At 70.9% G+C, this 17,881-nt stretch carries 18 protein-coding genes; 7 read left to right on the top strand and 11 right to left on the bottom strand.

Translation table 11 applies throughout. The features are described 5' to 3' along the window. The first annotated feature begins 324 nt into the window (after positions 1 to 324). Genes ABZT93_RS12390 through ABZT93_RS12370 form a run of 5 tightly spaced genes read left to right on the top strand, consistent with a single transcriptional unit; the run spans position 325 to position 5,942 of the window. Positions 325 to 3,126: a nitrate- and nitrite sensing domain-containing protein gene (locus ABZT93_RS12390; RefSeq protein ID WP_356102723.1), complete on the top strand. Its 2,802-nt coding sequence runs from the start codon at positions 325 to 327 to the stop codon at positions 3,124 to 3,126. Continuing rightward, a complete protein-coding gene (locus ABZT93_RS12385) occupies positions 3,123 to 3,626 on the top strand; it encodes a roadblock/LC7 domain-containing protein (protein WP_356102721.1) in 504 nt (167 codons plus the stop codon). The genes ABZT93_RS12390 and ABZT93_RS12385 overlap by 4 nt, the downstream gene beginning before the upstream one ends. Continuing rightward, on the top strand, positions 3,623 to 4,027 hold the full coding sequence (locus ABZT93_RS12380; protein ID WP_355750922.1) for a DUF742 domain-containing protein: 405 nt from the start codon (positions 3,623 to 3,625) through the stop codon (positions 4,025 to 4,027). The genes ABZT93_RS12385 and ABZT93_RS12380 overlap by 4 nt, the downstream gene beginning before the upstream one ends. Beyond that, entirely contained in the window at positions 4,008 to 4,664 is a 657-nt protein-coding gene (locus ABZT93_RS12375; RefSeq protein ID WP_356102719.1) for an ATP/GTP-binding protein, read from the top strand. Before ABZT93_RS12380 ends, ABZT93_RS12375 begins: the two co-directional genes overlap by 20 nt. A gap of 24 nt (positions 4,665 to 4,688) precedes the next feature. Further along, positions 4,689 to 5,942 (top strand): styrene monooxygenase/indole monooxygenase family protein, encoded by a 1,254-nt coding sequence (locus ABZT93_RS12370; RefSeq protein ID WP_356102716.1) that lies wholly within the window; start codon positions 4,689 to 4,691, stop codon positions 5,940 to 5,942. Here ABZT93_RS12370 and ABZT93_RS12365 read toward each other — a convergent pair. The 4 genes from ABZT93_RS12365 to ABZT93_RS12350 all read right to left on the bottom strand — a co-directional run bounded on the left by ABZT93_RS12365 (position 5,915) and on the right by ABZT93_RS12350 (position 9,185). Continuing rightward, positions 5,915 to 7,063: an NlpC/P60 family protein gene (locus ABZT93_RS12365; protein ID WP_356102712.1), complete on the bottom strand. Its 1,149-nt coding sequence runs from the start codon at positions 7,061 to 7,063 to the stop codon at positions 5,915 to 5,917. The two genes, ABZT93_RS12370 and ABZT93_RS12365, sit on opposite strands and share 28 nt — an antisense overlap. 103 nt (positions 7,064 to 7,166) lie before the next feature. After that, positions 7,167 to 7,469 (bottom strand): hypothetical protein, encoded by a 303-nt coding sequence (locus tag ABZT93_RS12360; protein WP_356102709.1) that lies wholly within the window; start codon positions 7,467 to 7,469, stop codon positions 7,167 to 7,169. Next, complete coding sequence (locus ABZT93_RS12355) at positions 7,462 to 8,109, bottom strand: TetR/AcrR family transcriptional regulator (RefSeq protein ID WP_356102707.1); 648 nt, start codon at positions 8,107 to 8,109, stop codon at positions 7,462 to 7,464. Before ABZT93_RS12355 ends, ABZT93_RS12360 begins: the two co-directional genes overlap by 8 nt. Positions 8,110 to 8,246: 137 nt before the next feature. After that, positions 8,247 to 9,185: a diiron oxygenase gene (locus ABZT93_RS12350; RefSeq protein ID WP_356102704.1), complete on the bottom strand. Its 939-nt coding sequence runs from the start codon at positions 9,183 to 9,185 to the stop codon at positions 8,247 to 8,249. A gap of 90 nt (positions 9,186 to 9,275) precedes the next feature. Here ABZT93_RS12350 and ABZT93_RS12345 point away from each other — a divergent pair, with 90 nt between their 5' ends. Together ABZT93_RS12345 and ABZT93_RS12340 are read left to right on the top strand one after the other, a co-directional pair. Continuing rightward, positions 9,276 to 10,397, top strand: a complete 1,122-nt coding sequence (locus ABZT93_RS12345; RefSeq protein WP_356102701.1) for a ferritin-like domain-containing protein — start codon at positions 9,276 to 9,278, stop codon at positions 10,395 to 10,397. Position 10,398: 1 nt separating this feature from the next. Beyond that, entirely contained in the window at positions 10,399 to 11,283 is an 885-nt protein-coding gene (locus tag ABZT93_RS12340; protein ID WP_356102699.1) for a hypothetical protein, read from the top strand. A 4-nt stretch (positions 11,284 to 11,287) separates the two neighbouring features. Here ABZT93_RS12340 and ABZT93_RS12335 read toward each other — a convergent pair whose 3' ends face one another. The 7 genes from ABZT93_RS12335 to ABZT93_RS12305 all read right to left on the bottom strand — a co-directional run bounded on the left by ABZT93_RS12335 (position 11,288) and on the right by ABZT93_RS12305 (position 17,878). After that, positions 11,288 to 11,797 (bottom strand): DUF3291 domain-containing protein, encoded by a 510-nt coding sequence (locus ABZT93_RS12335; RefSeq protein ID WP_356102696.1) that lies wholly within the window; start codon positions 11,795 to 11,797, stop codon positions 11,288 to 11,290. 45 nt (positions 11,798 to 11,842) lie between these two features. Beyond that, entirely contained in the window at positions 11,843 to 13,306 is a 1,464-nt protein-coding gene (locus ABZT93_RS12330; RefSeq protein WP_356102933.1) for a penicillin-binding transpeptidase domain-containing protein, read from the bottom strand. A 17-nt stretch (positions 13,307 to 13,323) separates the two neighbouring features. After that, the gene (locus ABZT93_RS12325; RefSeq protein ID WP_356102693.1) at positions 13,324 to 14,685 is read right to left on the bottom strand and encodes an FtsW/RodA/SpoVE family cell cycle protein; all 1,362 of its coding nucleotides are present in this window, start codon (positions 14,683 to 14,685) and stop codon (positions 13,324 to 13,326) included. Between the two features lie 52 nt (positions 14,686 to 14,737). After that, positions 14,738 to 15,202 (bottom strand): SH3 domain-containing protein, encoded by a 465-nt coding sequence (locus ABZT93_RS12320; RefSeq protein WP_356102690.1) that lies wholly within the window; start codon positions 15,200 to 15,202, stop codon positions 14,738 to 14,740. Positions 15,203 to 15,296: 94 nt separating this feature from the next. Further along, positions 15,297 to 16,532 carry a HAMP domain-containing sensor histidine kinase gene (locus ABZT93_RS12315; protein WP_356102687.1) on the bottom strand — a complete coding sequence of 412 codons (1,236 nt, stop codon included), beginning with the start codon at positions 16,530 to 16,532 and terminating at the stop codon, positions 15,297 to 15,299. Continuing rightward, positions 16,529 to 17,308, bottom strand: a complete 780-nt coding sequence (locus ABZT93_RS12310; RefSeq protein ID WP_356102684.1) for a hypothetical protein — start codon at positions 17,306 to 17,308, stop codon at positions 16,529 to 16,531. Before ABZT93_RS12310 ends, ABZT93_RS12315 begins: the two co-directional genes overlap by 4 nt. Before the next feature lie 63 nt (positions 17,309 to 17,371). Further along, entirely contained in the window at positions 17,372 to 17,878 is a 507-nt protein-coding gene (locus ABZT93_RS12305) for a dual specificity protein phosphatase family protein (protein WP_356102681.1), read from the bottom strand. Between the last annotated feature and the right edge of the window lie 3 nt (positions 17,879 to 17,881).

Genomic DNA, 17,881 nt, shown 5'->3' with positions numbered 1-17,881 from the left:
CGGTCGCGGAATTGACGCAGTTGCGCAGGTCAGACGCCAGGTTTGGGACGGAATGGCTGGCTGTGCGCAAGCGTGGTGGCGAATACTGCCATCGGTCTTCGCCGACGTCCAACCGGCCTGCCGCACAGGGTCTCCGCGTGTGCCGCAGGAACTTGCCCGCCAACTCCCGTCCGGGGTTCACTCCTTCGGGTGGCGGCTCAGGCGATGCGTGCCCGCCGCCCACCGGCGCTGGGAGGGTCGGGAACCGTACCCCGGTGTGCACACCAGTTGACTGAGCGTCACCCCGGGCCCATGGGTATCACGAGTTCAGGAATGCGAGCAGCGGTGCAGAAGACGCGGCCTCGTCGCACAGGCAAGCAGACGGCCTCCGGCAACGGCGCGGAGCACACAGCCGCCACGCCCGGCGCCCCCGAGACTCCCGTCGGCAAGGGCCGCCCCACCCACGTCCGTACCCGGCTGATTCTCGCCGTCGCCGTCGTGGCCGCCGCGATCGCCGGGGCCGGCGCCCCCTCCCTCGTCACCGCTTCCGGTGAACTCCACGACTCCCAGGACCTGGTGACGCTCGCCGAGCAGACCCAGGACGCCCTCGACCTCGCCCACGCGCTCGCCGACGAACGCGACGAGGTCACCCCCTACATCGCGGCCGGGCGTCCCAAGTCCAAGGCGCCCGGCGAGCAGTCGAGCGCCCGGGTCGACCGCCAGGTCGAGGAACTGCGCGCCGACAGCGACCTGTCCGCCACCCTGCGCGCCGACCTCGACGACATCGCCGCCGTACGACGCTCCGCGCTCACCGGCAAGGACAACGCGCTCCAGGCACACACCGCCTACTCGGCCGCCATCACCGAACTGCACCGGCTCGCCGAGCAACTGGCCGAGAAGATGCCGTCCCGCGCGGGCTCGGGCGCCTACTCCCTCGCCGAGCTGGACTCCGCCGTACAGCAGGCCGCCGCCACCCGCGGACTGCTGCTCGCGGCGCTCAGCGTGCCGACGACGGCCCAGAGCGTCTACGACCCGATCACCGGCCTGACGAAGACCGAGAAGGTCTCCTCGAAGGCCGATGCCGCTCAGCGCGACGCGCTCAGCGCCGCCGCCCAGCAGGCCCGGCTGCGCTCCGACGCGGCCCTCGCCGACTTCCAGGACTCCGCGCCCGCCGCCGCCAAGGCGAGCTACGACTCCACGGTCACCGGTCCCGAGGTCAACTCCGCCGACAAGTACCTCGCCGCCCTCACCGACCAGCCCACCCTCACCGACGGCGAACTCGGCACCGGCACCGGCAAGCTCGACGCGGCCCTCTCGGCCCGCGTGGACCTCATGCGCGGCGCGGAGTCCGCGCTCTTCGACCGCCGGGTCAAGGAGCTCGCCCAGCTGCGCGACGACGACGTCACCGCGCTGGAGCTGCGCGTCGCGATCCTCGGTGCGCTGATGCTGCTGGCCGTCGGCGTCGCCACCGCCATGGCCCGCACCCTGACCCGCCCCCTCTCCGTGCTGCGCCGCGGCTCCGCCCGCCTGGCCGGCGCCGAGGACCCCACCGCCGAGGAAGCGGTCGCCTTCACCGGCCGCAACGACGAGTTCGCCCAGGTCGTCCGCTCCGTCAACGCCCTGCACGCGCACGCCGTCGCGCTCGCCGAGCGCATCACCACCCTGGAGTCCGACCGCAAGCACCTGGTCGGCCAGCGGCAGAGGATGGCGGACGCCCGCGAGCAGCTCAAGAGCGAACTCGCCGAGTCCAGTGCCCAGCTGGAGCGGCTGCGCACCACCATCGGCGCCACCTTCGTCAACCTGGCGCTGCGCACCCTCGGCCTCGTCGAGCGTCAACTCGGCGTCATCGAGAGCCTGGAGGAGCGCGAGCAGGACCCGGAGCGCCTCGCGACCCTCTTCAAGCTGGACCACTTCGCCACGGTCATGCGCCGCCACAGCGAGAACCTCCTCGTCCTGGCCGGTACCGAACACGTGCAGCAGAGCGCTGGGCCGGTGCCGCTCGTCGACGTGGTCCGCGCCGCGGTCAGCGAGATCGAGCGCTACGAGCGGGTCCGCATCGCCGCACTGCCCCCGCACGCCCATGTGGCCGGCTTCGCCGCGGACGACCTCTCGCACCTGCTGGCCGAACTGATGGAGAACGCCACCTCGTTCTCCCCGCCCGACCTGCCCGTCGAGGTCTCCGGCTGGCTCCTGGAGAGCGGCGAGGTCATGCTCTCCGTCCAGGACGAGGGCATCGGCATGACCGCCGAGCGGATGGCCACCCTCAACTCCCGTCTCGCCGACTTCGATCCCGAGGCCGCCTACGAGTCGTACGACGAGGGCGACGAGGGCCTCGGCCTCGGTCTGTACGTCGTGGCCCGCCTCGCCCACCGGCACGGCGTCCGCGTGCAGCTGCGCGAGCAGAAACAGGGCGGTGTGGCCGCGGTGGTGGTCCTTCCGAAGACCCTGCTCACGGCCGCGCCCACGTCCGCCGTACCGGCCTCCGACACCGGCCCGGTCACCGGCGCGACCCACTCCTTCTCCCTTCCCGGCGCCGACGCGGAGGTCAACTCCAACGTCCTGAACGGCCGTTCGCAGCACGGCGACCCCCTGGTCGCCATGGCCGAGAAGGCCGTACGCCACGCGGAGGCGGAATCCCCGGCCGAGACGACGATGGAACTCCTGGCCCCGGTCCCGGCACAGGAGGAGCCCGACCCGGCTCAGGAAGAGCCGGTCCTGGCACAGGAAGAGCCGGTCCTGGCACAGGAGATGCCCGACCCGGCTCAGGAAGTGCCCGTCCCGGTGCGGCCCGACCCCGTACCGGACGAGCCGTCGGCGCCCGACCCCGCGGCCGACGGCGAGGCCGAGACCGAACACACCCGAGCCGACGAGGAGCCCCTCACCGACAAGGGCCTCCCCAAGCGCACCCCCAAGATCACCGCACCCACCGCCCCGGCCCCACGCCGGCGCAACGCGTCCGTGGACGCCGACGCACTCCGCCGCAGGCTCGGCGGCTTCCACCGGGGGGCGGAGGCCGGCCACCGCGACGTTGCGGCGGAGATCAAGGAACAGACCGGCGAGACCAAGCTGCCTACCGCAGAACACCGCACACAACGCACCGCATCCGAAGAAGCCACGGGGGGCACAGCCGAGGAGGCAAGCAGTTGACCGCGCCCAGTACCTTCGGACTGAGTCGTGAAGCCCGCAATCTCCACTTCCTGCTGACCAACCTCGTCGAGGAGGTCCCCGGCGTCCAGTCCGTCGCCGTGGTCTCCTCCGACGGCCTGCTCCTGCTCTCCTCCGACGCCGACCGGAACGCGCAGGCACGCGAGGCCCGTGAGGGGAAACCCTCCGGTCCGCGCGGCTCCTCCGCCGACCTCGCGACCATCGTGTCCGGCATCGGCAGCCTCACTCTCGGCGCCTCGAAGCTCATGGACTTCGGCGCGACCAGGCACACCATGATCGCGATGGACGAGGGCAGCCTGTTCGTGATGTCGATCAGCGACGGTTCGCTGCTCGGTGTGCACGGCTCCGCGGACTGCGACATGAGCGTGGTGGCGTACCACATGGCGCTGTTCGTCGGCCGCGCGGGCCACGTCCTGACCCCCGAACTCCGCAGCGAGCTACGCCAGTCGCTGGAGAACGACGCGACAGGGAGCGCCCGATGACGAACAGGCCCGAGCTCCCGGTCCGCGGCGGCGACCGCAAGCCCGCCCGGGTCCGCCCGTACTCGCTCACCGGCGGCCGGACCCGCTTCGGCCACGTCCTCCTCGTGGAGACCTTCGTGGCGGCTCTCGAAGCCCCGGAGGAGCGCAAGGAGCTGACCAACGGCTCGCTGAGGTCGGTCATGCCGGAACTGCGGGCCATCGTCGAACTGTGCCGCCGTATGCGCACGGTGGCCGAGATCGCCGCGCTGCTGAAGATGCCGCTCGGTGTGGTCCGCGTGCTCCTCAGCGACCTGGCGGACCAGGGAAAGATCCGTGTGTACGGCACCGGGACCGGTCACGGTACGGGCCGTCCCGACCGCGCTCTGCTGGAAAGGGTGCTGAGTGGACTCCGTCGTCTCTGACGCCGCCGCCTCCTCCGGGTACGGCGTCACCCCGTTCGTCGATGTCGAGACCGACGACAACCTGAAGTCATGGCAGACGGACCGCACGCGGGCCCCCATCGCCACGAAGATAGTCGTGGCCGGCGGCTTCGGCGTCGGCAAGACCACCCTCGTCGGCACCGTCTCGGAGATCGAGCCCCTCCAGACGGAGGCGCTGATGACCGAGGCCAGCGAGCAGGTCGACGACCTCACCGGCACCCCGGAGAAGGTCACCACCACCGTGGCCATGGACTACGGCCGCATCACGCTCGACGACGACCTGGTCCTGTACCTCTTCGGCACGCCGGGCCAGGAGCGGTTCTGGTTCATGTGGGACGACCTGGTGCGCGGCGCGATCGGCGCGGTCGTCCTCGCGGACACCAGGCGGTTGAAGGACTGCTTCCCGGCGCTGGACTACTTCGACGGCTGCGGGATGCCCTACGTCGTCGCGGTCAACCACTTCGACGGCAGTGACCGCTTCGAACCGGAGGACGTGCGGGAGGCCTTGACGATCCCCCCGCACATACCTGTCATGATCATGGACGCGCGGCGGAAGATCTCGGTGGTCGAGACCCTCCTGTCCCTCGTCGGCCACGCACTGGACGTCACCCCCGAGTAGCCCTGGTTAGGAGCCATCACCCGCATGCGGAAGATACTCGTCGTCGGAGCCGGCCAGTCCGGACTCCAGCTCGCCCTCGGCCTTCAGTCGCACGGGTACGAGGTCACCCTGATGTCCAACCGGACGGCGGACGAGATCCGTTCCGGCCGGGTCATGTCGACGCAGTGCATGTTCCACACGGCACTCCAGCACGAGCGCGATCTCCAGCTGAACTTCTGGGAGTCCCAGGCCCCGAAGATCGAGGGACTCGGCGTCTCGGTGGCGGCCCCCGGCTCGTTCGACCCGGGGCCCTCGCAGCGCGCGATCGACTGGCTGGGCAGGCTCGACGGGTATGCGCAGTCGGTCGACCAGCGGGTGAAGATGGCCGGTTGGATGGAGACGTTCGCCCAGCGCGGCGGCCAGCTCGTCATCCACGGCGCGGCCGTCGGTGACCTCGACTACTTCTCCCGTACGTACGACCTCGTGCTGGTCTCGGCGGGCAAGGGCGAGCTGGTGTCGATGTTCGCCCGTGACCCGGAGCGCTCCCCGTACTCCGAGCCGCAGCGCGCGCTCGCCGTCTCCTACGTCCACGGCCTGGGCCCGCGTCCCGAGCATCCGGACACCGAGGCCGTCCGCTGCAACCTCGTCCCCGGTGTCGGCGAACTGTTCGTCATGCCGACGCTCACCACGTCCGGGCGCGCCGACATCCTCTTCTGGGAGGGCATACCCGGCGGCCCGCTCGACGTCTTCAACGGCGTGAAGGACCCGGCGGAACACCTCTCCCTGACCCTGGAACTCATGGAGAAGTTCCTGCCCTGGGAATACGCGCGCGCCACGAACGTCGAACTCACCGACGCCGGTGCCACCCTGGCCGGCCGCTACGCGCCCACCGTGCGCAATCCGATAGGCCGCCTGCCCGGTGGGGGACTGGTCCTGGGCGTGGCCGACGTCGTCGTCGCCAACGACCCGATCACCGGGCAGGGCTCCAACTCCGCGTCCAAGTGCGCGGCCTCCTACCTCGCGTCGATCCTCGACCAGGGCGAGAAGGAGTTCGACGAGGAGTGGATGCGGGGGACCTTCGAGCGGTACTGGGCCACCGCCCAGCACGTCACCAAGTGGACGAACGCGATGCTCGCCCCGCCGCCGGAGCACATCCTGAACCTGATCGGTGCGGCCGGGCAGCTGCAGCCGGTGGCGGACCGTTTCGCCAATGGCTTCGACAACCCGGCCGACTTCGAGAACTTCTTCTATGAGCCGGAGAAGACGGGCGCCTACCTGGCCTCGGTCGCCGGGGCCTGACCGCCGTCGGGGGCGGGGAGCGCCGGCGGCTGCGGGTCCGTCGTGGCCCCTCGCCCCGTTCTCCGCGCCCCTGTAGGCGGGTCATCCGGGCGTACCGCTCCGAGCAGCGGGTGGGACGCGATCGGGGACACCTTGATCTTCTCGCCCGTTCTCGGGGCCTCGATCACCTTGCCCCGGCCTACGTAGATCGCCACATGCGTGGCCTTCGGGAAGTAGATCACCAGGTCACCGGGGCGCAGATCCTTGAGGGCAACCCTCGGCAGCCGCGCCCACTGCCCCTGGCTGGTCCTCGGGATCGGGGTGCCGGCATGGGCCCAGGCCTGCGAGGTCAGCCCCGAGCAGTCGTACCTCTTCGGACCCTCCGCGCCCCACTGGTACGGCTTCCCCAGCTGCCGCCGGGCGTACCGCAGGGCCGTCTCGCCCTCCCGCGACGGTTTCCGCGCGTCCGCACCGAGGGCGCCCGACGTCGTCAGCTCCTCCTGCGCCTTCTCGACGCCCTTCTCCTCGAACTCGGCGAGCCGGGTGAGCTGGTCGGCGGTGAGGGCGGCCAGGAGCTCCTCCACGCCGGCGAGCTTCGCCTGTACGTCGTCCCGGGCCTTCTTCTGCCGGGCGGCGAGCGTGAGCTGCTCGTCGAGCACACCGCGCGCCTTGCGGGCGAGTTCGTCGGCGCGGTGCTCGGAGCCGGTCAGGCGGCCCACCGTCTCGGCCCGTTGCCGCGCCAACTCGCCGATGACATGGCCCTGTTCGAGAGCGTGCTGGGGATCGCTGGCGAGCAGGAGGCGGACGTACGGCGAGATCTCGGTGCTGCCGTGCTGGTACTGCTGCCGGGCCAGCCGGCCCGCGGCTCCCCGGCTGTCGTACAGCGAGAGCCGGGCCTTGGAGAGCGCCGCGTCCAGACGGCTCACCTCGGCGCGCTTCTCCTTCAGCTTCTCCGCGGTGGCGTTGTAGGTCTCGGTGGCCTCCTCGGCCTCCCGGTACAGCCGCTGAAGGTCCGTCAGCAGATCGGCGACGGACCGCTCACGCGGCTCCGGCTCCGGTACGGCCGCGGCTGGCAGCGGCGCGAGGACGGTCCCGGCCGCCACCGCCACCGTACACACCAGACGCAGAAGCCTTCCTGACACGTCATCACCTCCTGTGCGGAGCAGCCCCTCTGTTCCGCACGGTGAGCATCAGGCGGCGCCGGCGTCTTCGCGCGCCGAGTGTGGGCGGTTCGGCGCAACCTCGTCACCCGTCGGTGTCTGCCGGCTTGTCGGGCTTGGACCACGGCCACTTCAGGCGGTCGCTCGACTTCCCCTCGGGGTCGTACTCGTACTTCCACCCCTTCTGGATCCCCAGCCTGCTGTGCCCCCTGGGCACCCGGCGGTACACCAGCACGGTGGGCGGGCCGCCGGCCGCGTCGGGGACGGGGATGCGGTACGTCTTCGGCGGATGCCCGGTCGGTCCCAGCAGCACGGGCAGCACCCGGCCGTCCATCGGGCCGCCCTCGAAGGGTGTGTGTTCGCTCTTCACGGCACCAGTGTCAGACATCCGCCGCGAGGGCCGTGACCAGCGCGGCGGTCTCCGGGTCACGGTTCGCGGTCACCGAGAGCACGGCGACGAACTGCTCGACCAGCCAGTCCCGCAGTTCCTCGACGGGGGGCTGTTTGCTCTCGTCGAGCCAGATCAGGGAGGCCGCCTCCACAGCGGTGATCCACATCCGTACGGTCATGCGCAGCCGCAGGCCGGGCTCGGCGACGCCGAGGTGGCTGAGGATGTTCTCGGCGGCGGCCCGTCGTACGCCGTCGACGATGGCGGTGGTCCGGGACGTCTCGACGACGCTGCCGCCCTGGAGCAGGGCGCTGAAGCCGGCGTCGTGCTCGTCGACGAAGGCGAGGTAGCGGTCGAGGGCACGGGAGAGGCGGATGAGGAGGGGGCCGTCCAGGGGCTCGTCGAAGCACTGCTCCAGTTCGTCGGCGGCGGACCGGAGCGCGGCCTCGTACAGCTGCTGCTTGCCGCCGGGGAAGTACCGGTAGACGAGGGGGCGGGAGACTCCGGCCGCTTCGGCCACGTCGTCGAGGGACACGTCCTCGGGGGCGCGGTGCGCGAAGAGGCCGAGGGCGGCCTCAAGAAGCTGACTGCGTCGCTCCTCGACGCCGAGTCTGCGGTACGCGGGCGCGGATGGGGTCATGCCTCGAAGGGTAGTCGGCCGTCCTCGGGTCCGTTGTGGCTGGTCGCGCAGTTCCCCGCGCCCCTGAACGAACTCAGCTGGACCTGCTCGAGGGCCGCGGGGAACTGCGCGACCAGCCCCCCGGCCCGCAGCCGACATCAGGCCAGCAGCCCCGATGACTTCCACAGCCGCCGCCCCACACCCCTGAGCACCCCGATGTCATCCAGGAACTCGGTCAACCTCTTCGCGCCGGTCTGCATCACCTCCCGCCGGTGCCCGCTGGCGCGAACCTGCGCCAACGCCTCCCGCTGGTCGAGGCCCACGTTGGTGTACACGTCCGGGTTCACGAAGGCCACGGAGAACACCCGCGCGAACTCCCCGGAGGTGACCCGCGTGAACTCCTGCGACCACCGCGGAGCGGAGACCATCTGCCGCCGCAGCTCCTCGCGGGCGTAGCGCACATGCCGCGCCTCCTCCACGACATGGATCCGCGTCACGCCCCGGATCAGCGGCTGCACCCGCTCGTCGGGGAAGGTCAGGCGCTGCATCCAGTCGAGGATCTCCTCACCGAGCAGCGTCGCCGTGAAGGACCCCGGTGTCGTGGAGATCGTCTTGAACAGCCGACCGAGCTGCTGATGGGCCCGGCTCACCGGGTACCAGGGCGTCCCGCCCCGGGTGATCAGCCGCGCGAACATCTTCGAGTGCCGGCACTCGTCCTCGATCTCGGTGAGCGCGTACCGCACATGCGCGCTCGTGGCCGCCTTGTCGTAGATATGACGGCACAGCAGCTGCATGAGGATGATCTCGAACCAGATCCCCAGCGAGGCCAGCGCCGCGGCCTCGTGCCGGGAGAGCAGGATCCGCTGCTCCTCGCTCATCCGACGCCACATCGGGGTGTCGTACAGCGACACCAGTTCCGGCGGCCAGAACCAGAGGCCCTCCTCGAAGGGCGCGTCCCAGTCCAGTTCCTTGTCCGGATCGAAGGAGTGCTTCGCGGAGGAGTCGAGCAGCCGCTCGGCGACCTGCTCCCGGTCCTTGAGCAGGCCGAGGGCGTCACGCAGCCCTTCGAGCGCGTCGACATCTGTCAGACTCGTCATGGCTCTTATGAGACTGCTTGTCAGCAAGACCGTCAATCCCCTGCGCGCGACTTGTTGACCCGGCGTCTACAAAGGGGCAGCCTGCGGGACATGCCGACTTTCGACCTGTACACCACGGATCCCGGCGACCCCCACTGGCAGGTACCGGCAACGGGCAAGGCCCGTTTCAGCTGGGAGTACGACGACGGTCGCGACCGCCTCCTGGCCCTCTACCAGAAGGGCAAGGACAAACAGTGGGACGGGCAGAAGCGCATCGACTGGGACCTCGAAGTCGATCCCCACGACCCCCTCGGCACCCCCGACGAGTCCATCTCCGTCTACGGCACCAAGTACTGGGCCAAGTTCACCGACAAGGACAAGGGCGAACTCCGCCGGCACCTCGCCTCCTGGCAGTTCAGCCAGTTCCTGCACGGCGAGCAGGGCGCGATGGTGTGCGCCGCGCGGATCGTGGAGTCCGTGCCCGACCTCGACGCCAAGCTCTACTCGGCGACCCAGGTGATGGACGAGGCGCGGCACGGGGAGATCTACGGCCGTTTCCTCCACGAGAAGATCGGGATGCTGTACCCGATCAACGACAACCTGAAGTCCCTGCTGGGCGAAACGCTGAGCGACTCGCGCTGGGACATGCCCTACCTCGGCATGCAGGTCCTCATCGAGGGCCTCGCGCTGGCGGCCTTCGGCATGATCCGCGACACCACCGACAAGCCCCTGCCCAAGCAGATCCTCGCCTACGTCATGCAGGACGAGGCCCGGCACGTCGCCTTCGGCCGCATGGCCCTGCGGGACTACTACCGGCAGCTCTCCGACGCCGAACTGCGCGAGCGCGAGGAGTTCGTCATCGAGGGCTGCTACCTGATGCGCGACCGCCTGCGCGGGGTCGAGGTCCTGGAGAACTTCGGCATCCCGAAGGCGGAGGCCGAGGAGTACGCCGAGCGGTCCGAGTTCCTCGCCCTCTTCCGTCGACTGCTGTTCTCCCGGATCGTCCCCTGCGTCAAGGACATCGGCCTGTGGGGCAGACGCCTCCAGCAGGCCTACGTCGACATGGGCGTCTTCGAGATGGGCGACTCCAACCTCGACCTCCTCATGGCCCAGGACGAGGAGATCGCCGAGAAACTGGACGCGGAACGCTTCGCGGCGGAGGAACGGGAGCGGGTCGCGGAGGTGGAGGAGGCGATCGAGGAGGGGGGCCGCTCACGTGGAGTAACGTACTGACGTGTCCACGCCTCAGAGCCCGTACGGCCCGCCGAACCCCTACAACCAGCAGCCTCCGCAGGGGCCTTACGCTCCCGGGCCCTACGCTCAGCAGCAGCCCTATCCTCAGCAGCAGTCCTACGGCCAGCAGCAGCCGTACGGCCCACCGCCGGTGCCGCCGCAGCAACAGCCGTACGGCAACCCGTACCCCCCGCAGCAACAACCGTACGGCTGGGGTGCGCCTGCCCCTGTCGCCCCGCCCTCGAGGCGACGTCCGCTCGTGGTGGTCCTCGCCGTCGTGGGCGGACTCGTCGCCCTGGGGGTGGTGGGCTCGGTCATGCGCGGGGTGGAGGAGTCGAGCGGCGCGGGCTATCCGGATGCCGAGTACACGCTCGACCTGCCCAAGACGCTGGTGGACGGCCGCTACGCACTCGACGAGGACCTTTCCGACTCCGCGGACGCGAAGGAGATCGAGAAGGAGGCGGACGGCGCGTGGGGCTACAAGGATCTGAAGGCCGTCCTGGCGCAGTACAGCCCGGCCGGTGACAAGGAAAAGGCCACGCTCGTCGTCTCGGGCATGTACGGCCGGTTCAAATACCCCGGCCGCATGCGGGAGGACGTGATGAAGGGCGGCGCGGCAGAGGGCTCCCGCATCGCGATACCGGCGAAGGACTTCCACCCCGCCGGCTCCGGCGGGATCACCATCAGCTGTGAGGTCCTCACGGACGAGCAGACCACCAAGAAGGTGACGGTTCCGATGTGCGGCTGGGGCGACGGCAACACCGGCGGGGCGGTGGCCGAGATCATCACCGCCAAGATGAGCCAGGACCCGGCCGAGGTCGATCTGGGCAAGTTGGCGAAGGTGACGGAGCAAATCCGCTCGGAGTTGCGGAAGCCGATCGGCTGACGGCCTAGACCGAGCACCCCAGATCGTCCGGGATCCCCAGAACCGTGACCGGCTCCGCCCCCTGCGCCGGGTAGGGCGTGCGGAGCGTGAAGGCGTACGGAGTCGGGCCGTTGGTGCGCAGGTGCAGCAGTCGGGACTCGGCCTCGGCGACCGTGGGGCGGTGGCCGGCCGGGACCCACCACAGGGCCACCATCGCCTCCTGGACGCGCTCGAAGAACTCCCTGCGGCGGGCGAGCATCTCGCGGTGCCGGCCCTGGTACATGTACGCCGTCAGCGCGTCGGCGTCCCGCCACACCGACATGTTGATGATCAGCCACTCGTCCCCGAAGACGGCGATGTCCGTCGCGTCGCCGGCATCACCCTCCAGCCGCCAGACGAAACCGTCGGCGGCGTCCGCGTCGGCGTTCACGGGATCGAGGTTGTCGACGAAGTCCTTCAACTGCACGGAGTCCAGAGGTGCTTTGAGGCGGCCGATGTTCACCTGGGCGAGTTGGTACGCGGTGGCTCCAGTCATGGACCGAACGGTAGGTCGGTCGCCCGGCGGGCCTCAAGCCCCGTCTCACTCCTTGGCGTTGAGCGCCGCCTCCATCACCGCTCGCGCGATCGGCGCCGCCACCCCGCCGCCGGTGATGTCCCCCCGGACCGCCGACGCGTCCTCCACTACCACGGCCACCGCGACCTTCGGCTGCACGTCCCGCTCACCCTGCGCCCACGCCACGAACCAGGCGTACGGCATCCCGGCGTTGCCGATGCCGTGCTGGGCGGTGCCGGTCTTGCCGCCGACGATCGCGCCCGGAATGGCCGCGTTGGTGCCGGTGCCCTCGGTCACCACCTGGGTCATGAGCTCCTTCAGCACCGCGGCCGTCGCCGGGGCCATCGCCTGCCGCACCGGACGCGGGCCCGTCGTGGCCACGATGCTGCCACCGGCCGTGGTGGTCCGCTCCACCAGATAGGGCGTGCGGATCTGCCCGCCGTCGGCGACGGCCGCCGAGACCATCGCCATCTGGAGCGGCGTCGCACGGGTGTTGTACTGACCGATCGACGACAGGGCCAGCTGCGCCCTGTCGACGGTCGGGTCGAAGGTGCTGCGGGCCACCGAGAAGGGGATCCGCAGCGCGTCGTCGTCGAAGCCGAAGGCGCGCGCGGTGGCCGTCATGTCCCGCGCCCCCACGTCCACCCCGAGCTTCGCGAACACCGTGTTGCACGACCAGCGGAAGGCCTCCCGCAGGGACAGGTCCTCGCAGCCGTCGGACTCGTTGCTGAGCGAGGTGGTGGTGCCGGGCAGGGTGTACGGAGCCGGCGAGTCGGTCGGCTCGTCCACGTCCTTGATCACCCCCGCGTCCAGCGCGGCCGCCGCGGTGACCACCTTGAACGTCGAACCCGGCGGATAGGTCTGCCGCACCGCCCGGTTGAGCATCGGCCGGTCCGGATCGGCGTTGAGCCGCGCCCAGGACCGGCCCACCCCCGGGTCGTTGCCGGACAGCACCCCCGGGTCGTAGGACGGCGAGGACACCAGCGCGAGGATGCGTCCCGTCGCCGGCTCCACCGCCGCCACCGCGCCCTTGCGCCCGGCGAGCCCGTCGAAGGCCGCCTTCTGCGCGGACTCGTCGAGCGTCGTGACGACGTCTCCGCCCGGGTTGCGCCGCCTCGTGAAGTCGTTCCACAGGGGGAACGGCGTCAGCAGCGGGTCCGAGCCGGACAGGACCGGGTCCTCGCTGTGCTCCAGGAGGGTCGTGCCGTACTCCTGCGAGGCGAAGCCGGTGACCGGCGCGTACAAGGGCCCGTCCCGGTACGTGCGTTCGTAGCGCAGCTGCTCCCCGGTGTCCCGGGATCCGGTGACCGGCCGCCCGCCGACCAGGATGTCGCCGCGCTCGCGGCCGTAACGGGCGATGTTCTCGCGGCGGTTGGCCGGGTTCGCGTCGTGCAGGTGGGCCTGGACGACCTGGACGCGGGTGGCGTTGACGAGGAGCGCCACGAGCAGCAGGGCGCAGAAGCAGGCGGCGTGCCGGATGTAACGGGTCATGCCGGGGCCTGGCGTCGTCACGGGGTCTCCTTGCCGTCGTACTGTCGGCGGGCCGAGTCGCTCACCCGGATCAGCAGGGCGACGATCGCCCAGTTGGTCACGACCGACGAGCCGCCCTGCGCGAGGAACGGCATCGCCATGCCGGTGAGCGGGATCAGTCCGCCGACCCCGCCCGCGATCACGAACACCTGGAGCGCGACGATCGAGGCGAGACCGATCGCCAGCAGCCGCCCGAAGGGGTCGCGCAGGGAGAGGCCCGCACGGTAGCCGCGCTCCACGAGAAGGGCGTACAGCAGGAAGACGGCGGACAGCCCGGCCAGGCCCAGCTCCTCGCCGGCCGTCGCCAGGATGAAGTCGGACTTCACGGCGAATCCGATCAGGACGGAGTGGCCGAGCCCGAGCCCGGTGCCGAGGACCCCGCCCGCCGCGAAGGCGAACAGGGACTGTGCGAGCTGGTTCGGCCCCTGGCCGGCCTCGATCGAAGCGAACGGATGCAGCCAGTCCTCCACCCTGCTGTGCACATGCGGCTCCAGCCAGCCCACGGCGAAGGCGCCGACGGCGGCCAGCAGCAGTCCCAGCGCGATCCAGCCGGTGAGCCCGGTGGCGACGTACAGCAGCACGACGAACAGCCCGAAGAACAGCAGCGAGGTGCCGAGGTCCCGCTCCAGGACCAGGACCCCGACGCTGATCAGCCAGATGGCGAGAAGGGGGCCGAGGACCCGGCCCGTGGGCAGTTGCAGGCCCCAGAACCGTCGGCCCGCGAACGCCAGCGCGTTCCGGTTGGTCGCGAGATACGCGGCGAAGAACACGGCCAGCAGCACCTTCGCGAACTCGCCCGGCTGGATGGAGAACCCGGCGATCCTGATCCAGATCCGGGCGCCGTTCACTGCGGGGAAGAGGATCGGGAGGGTCAGCAGGGCGAGCGCGGCGGCGACACAGACGTAGGCGTACCGCTGGAGCACCCGGTGGTCGCGCAGTATCAGTACGACCACGATGAACAGGGTCACCCCGACCGTGGACCACACGAGCTGGGTCGGGGCCGCGCGGTCCCCGGGCGTCTCCAGGTCGAGCCGGTAGATCAGCACCAGGCCCAGGCCGTTGAGCAGCACCCCGATGGGCAGCAGGAGCGGATCGGCGTACGGCGCCCTCAGACGCACCGCCAGATGGGCGAGGAGCGCGAGCACCCCGAGCCCGGCGCCGTAACCGGCGGCGCCGGGCGGGACGGTGCCGTTGCGGGCGAGACCGACAGCGCAGTAGCCGTACACCGAGAGCAGGACGGCGAGGGCGATGAGGGCCAGTTCGATGCCACGGCGCCGGGGCAGGCGTGCCGCGCGAGCGGAGGTGTCCGCGGGGGCCACGGTGGTTCCGGCCTTGGTCATGTCCGGAACTTACCCAAATAGGACGTGATGTCTGCCTAGCCTGCGCGGGATGTCAGCACCAGCGTGGCGCCGACCCGATGGTCCTGATGTAGCGGGCCGCGCCCCAGGCCCAGGTGCCGTCCGTGAGGAGGTACCACTGGCGGTTGCCCTGGACGCTCTGGCCGTTGGTCCGGCAGAAGATGGAGACGACCTCACCCCGGTCGGCCCATCGGATGATCTGCCCGCCCCGGTTCGGGGCACTGCGCAGTGCCAGCGAACTGGCCGTCACCACCCCCCTGGACAGGCGCGAGTTCTGGTTCTGATGCTCGCCCGGGTCCTGGTTCTGGTGCTGGTTCGGGTCCTGGTGCTGGTTCGGGTCCTGGTCCTGGTGCTGGCCCGGGTCCTGGTTCTGGTGGCTCTCCGAGGCGCTCTGGGCATCGGCCCCCCACTCGTCGTCGGCGACGGCGGGCGTGGCGAGGGCGGTGACGGCGAGGGCGCCGGCGGCGACGGCTATCGAGAAACGGGAGCGCAGGGACATGAGGAGACCTCCGTGGGGGAGCGAACCTGACTGTTCGCCACGTTAGGAGGCGGGCGGAGGTGTCGCCTTTTCAGATGGGCCATAGGAGCAGCGCCTACCGCAGCGTCAGAGTCGCGACCGCCCCACCGTCAGCCGCGTTCGAGAACGAGAGCCGAGCCCCGAGAACCTCGGCCTGCCCCACCGCGATGGTCAGCCCCAGCCCGTGCCCCCGGGCCCCGCCCTCCGTACGGAACCGCTGCGGCCCGTGCTCGACCAGGTACTCCGGAAATCCGTCCCCATGGTCCCGAACGGTCACCACCGCCCCGTCGACCGTCACGGACACCGGCCCCCGCCCATGCCGATGCGCGTTGACGACCAGGTTTCCCAGCACCCGCTCCAGCCGCCTCCGGTCCGTCTCCACGGCCAGATCCCGTACGACGACGACCTCGGTGCCGGTGCCGGACGCCCGCACCACCCGCTCGGCCACCGCGGCCAGGCGTTCGGTGTCCAGCTCCACCGTCTCGCGCCCCGTGTCCAGCCGGGAGATCTCCAGCAGGTCCTCCGTCAGGGTCCGCAACGCGGCCACCCGATCCCGCACCAGCTCGGTCGGCCGGCCCGGCGGCAGCAGCTCGGCCGCCGCGTGCAGTCCCGTCAACGGCGTCCGCAGCTCATGTGCCACATCCGCGGTGAACCGCTGCTCGCTCAGCAGCTTCCCCTGCAACGACCCCGCCATGGAGTCCAGCGCGGCGGCCACCGCGGCCACCTCGTCCTGCGGCCGCGACGGATCCTTCGTCCGGGGGTCGTCGACGCGCGCGTCGAGATCGCCCGCACTGATCCGCCGGGCCACCCGGGCGGTCGTGTGCAGCCGGGTCGTCACCCGGGTGACCGCGAACGCCCCCATCAGCAGCGTCGCCGTGATCGCCAGCGCCGACGACCACAGGATCGCCCGGTCGAGGCCCGCGATCGTCCGCGCGCCCTGCGAATAGTCGACCTCCACGGCCAGCGCCCGGTTCCCGTCCACCGGTCCCGCCGCCCACATCGTGGGGCGACCGCCGTGCTCAGTGACCATCGTGCCGCGGTCCCCGGCCACCGCCAGCGTCCGCAGCGACGCCGGCAGGTCCGGCGGGTCCACGCCCGCGTCCCACTCCAGCGTGTCCCCGGCCTCGTACGCCTCGGTCGCCTCCTTCAGCCGGCCCAGTGCCAGGTCACGGGCCTCGCCGACGGTCTGGTTCGTCACCGAGACATGCACCAGGACACCGAGCAGCGCGGCCAGCGCACAGCACATCACGGTGATGAAGACGGCGGTCTTCACGGCCAGCGTGCCGGACCAACGGGGCAGCGCGAGTCTCATCGCGAGCTCGCGGGGGAGCCGGGCGCCGGACTCGGGGCGCCCCCGAGGGCACGACTGCCGGTGCGCAGCATCTCGTCGTGCGTGAGGAGCATCGACTTCTGCTGCGGGTCCCAGGTCCACTGGAGCCGGTACTCGTATCCGGCCACCTCGGACGGCGAACGGATGATCACCGACCGTCCGGCCAGCTCCACCCCGCTGACCGCGTCCTCCCAGTGCATGACCCGCACCAGCCGGTGCTTCTCCACGGTGTAGACGCGTACGGCGGTGACATTGCCCGGCAGCTGCCGAAAGCCCAGCGTCAGGTCCTCGTGCCCGTCACCGGTCAGGTCGCGGTAGTACGGCCGCAGGACGGGACACCGCTTCCCGGCCGCCCCCGTCTTCCCACAGTCGGCCATCCGGCGGGCCGTCTCGGCGTAGCCCGCGCCGGTGTAGCTGCTGGGATCGTCCTTGATCTCGGCCCGGACGAGCGCGACCGGGTCCACCGTGCGGATGTCGTCGCCGGGCACGGAGACGCCCGCCACGACCTCCGAGTCCACCTCGCCGATCTCGAAGGCCGGGCTGGAGGCGGGCGTCAGCTGCGGCCACAGCCGGTCCGGGCTGATCGCGGTCGGCGTCGAACCCGCGCCCACCAGATCGCCCGCGTCACCACAGCCCGCCGCGGCCGCGAGCAGCAGGGCTACGGCGGCTACGGCGCGGGTCGTACGGGGCGCGCGGCGGGCGGGGGGCACTGTGCTCCTGGGGTCGGGGCCGTTCGGGGGCGTCGGCCCCGTACACATTATTCGTACGGACGTCATTCGTACGGACGTCCCATTTTGCCGTCCGGTGGGCGGGGGGCAGGCCTACTCGGTCAGCTCCTCCAGCAGCCGGGCCGTGGACAGGCCGGCCTGCAGGTACTCGACGAACAGCTCGTTGTGCAGCGCCCACGGCGAGCGCCGGCCCCGGATCAGCCGGATCGCCGCGTCGGCCGTATGCCCCCTGCGGACCAGGGCGTGCGCGACGACCAGGCCCGAGCGGTTGTAGCCGTGATAACAGCGGACGAGGACCCTGCGGCCCTCGTCCAGTGCGTCGCTCGCGGCCTGCGCCAGGCGCATCACGCCCGCGAGCTGGGTACCGTCCAGCGGGCCGTCCGGAATCGGCCACACCTGGTGCTCGACACCGGGATCGGGACCGTGCCCCGGCAGCCGCAGCAGCGTCTGCACGAGCTCGAACTCGTCCCGTACGACAGCGAACTCCCGTTGCCCGGAAAGGCCCCGGAACTCGTGCCCGCCCATCCAGAGCCCAGGCACGATCTCGTCCCACGCTCTGTCCGGAGCCGGTACGTCGGGTTGCTTCCTGCGGGTCCGCAACAG

This window comes from Streptomyces sp. NPDC005303, assembly GCF_040607335.1.
Taxonomy (GTDB): domain Bacteria; phylum Actinomycetota; class Actinomycetes; order Streptomycetales; family Streptomycetaceae; genus Streptomyces.
The sequence above is the reverse complement of the archived record's forward strand: the minus strand, read 5'-3'. Positions and strand labels throughout refer to the sequence as shown.

Bases quoted from the DNA above. Each gene is read 5' to 3' on its own strand.
- ABZT93_RS12380 (WP_355750922.1), top strand. From the start codon at position 3,623: ATGACGAACAGGCCCGAGCTCCCGGTCCGCGGCGGCGACCGCAAGCCC.
- ABZT93_RS12370 (WP_356102716.1), top strand. From the start codon at position 4,689: ATGCGGAAGATACTCGTCGTCGGAGCCGGCCAGTCCGGACTCCAGCTC.
- ABZT93_RS12360 (WP_356102709.1), bottom strand. From the start codon at position 7,469: ATGTCTGACACTGGTGCCGTGAAGAGCGAACACACACCCTTCGAGGGC.
- ABZT93_RS12355 (WP_356102707.1), bottom strand. From the start codon at position 8,109: ATGACCCCATCCGCGCCCGCGTACCGCAGACTCGGCGTCGAGGAGCGA.
- ABZT93_RS12350 (WP_356102704.1), bottom strand. From the start codon at position 9,185: ATGACGAGTCTGACAGATGTCGACGCGCTCGAAGGGCTGCGTGACGCC.
- ABZT93_RS12345 (WP_356102701.1), top strand. From the start codon at position 9,276: ATGCCGACTTTCGACCTGTACACCACGGATCCCGGCGACCCCCACTGG.
- ABZT93_RS12335 (WP_356102696.1), bottom strand. From the start codon at position 11,797: ATGACTGGAGCCACCGCGTACCAACTCGCCCAGGTGAACATCGGCCGC.
- ABZT93_RS12330 (WP_356102933.1), bottom strand. From the start codon at position 13,306: ATGACCCGTTACATCCGGCACGCCGCCTGCTTCTGCGCCCTGCTGCTC.
- ABZT93_RS12325 (WP_356102693.1), bottom strand. From the start codon at position 14,685: ATGACCAAGGCCGGAACCACCGTGGCCCCCGCGGACACCTCCGCTCGC.
- ABZT93_RS12320 (WP_356102690.1), bottom strand. From the start codon at position 15,202: ATGTCCCTGCGCTCCCGTTTCTCGATAGCCGTCGCCGCCGGCGCCCTC.
- ABZT93_RS12315 (WP_356102687.1), bottom strand. From the start codon at position 16,532: ATGAGACTCGCGCTGCCCCGTTGGTCCGGCACGCTGGCCGTGAAGACC.
- ABZT93_RS12310 (WP_356102684.1), bottom strand. From the start codon at position 17,308: ATGTGTACGGGGCCGACGCCCCCGAACGGCCCCGACCCCAGGAGCACA.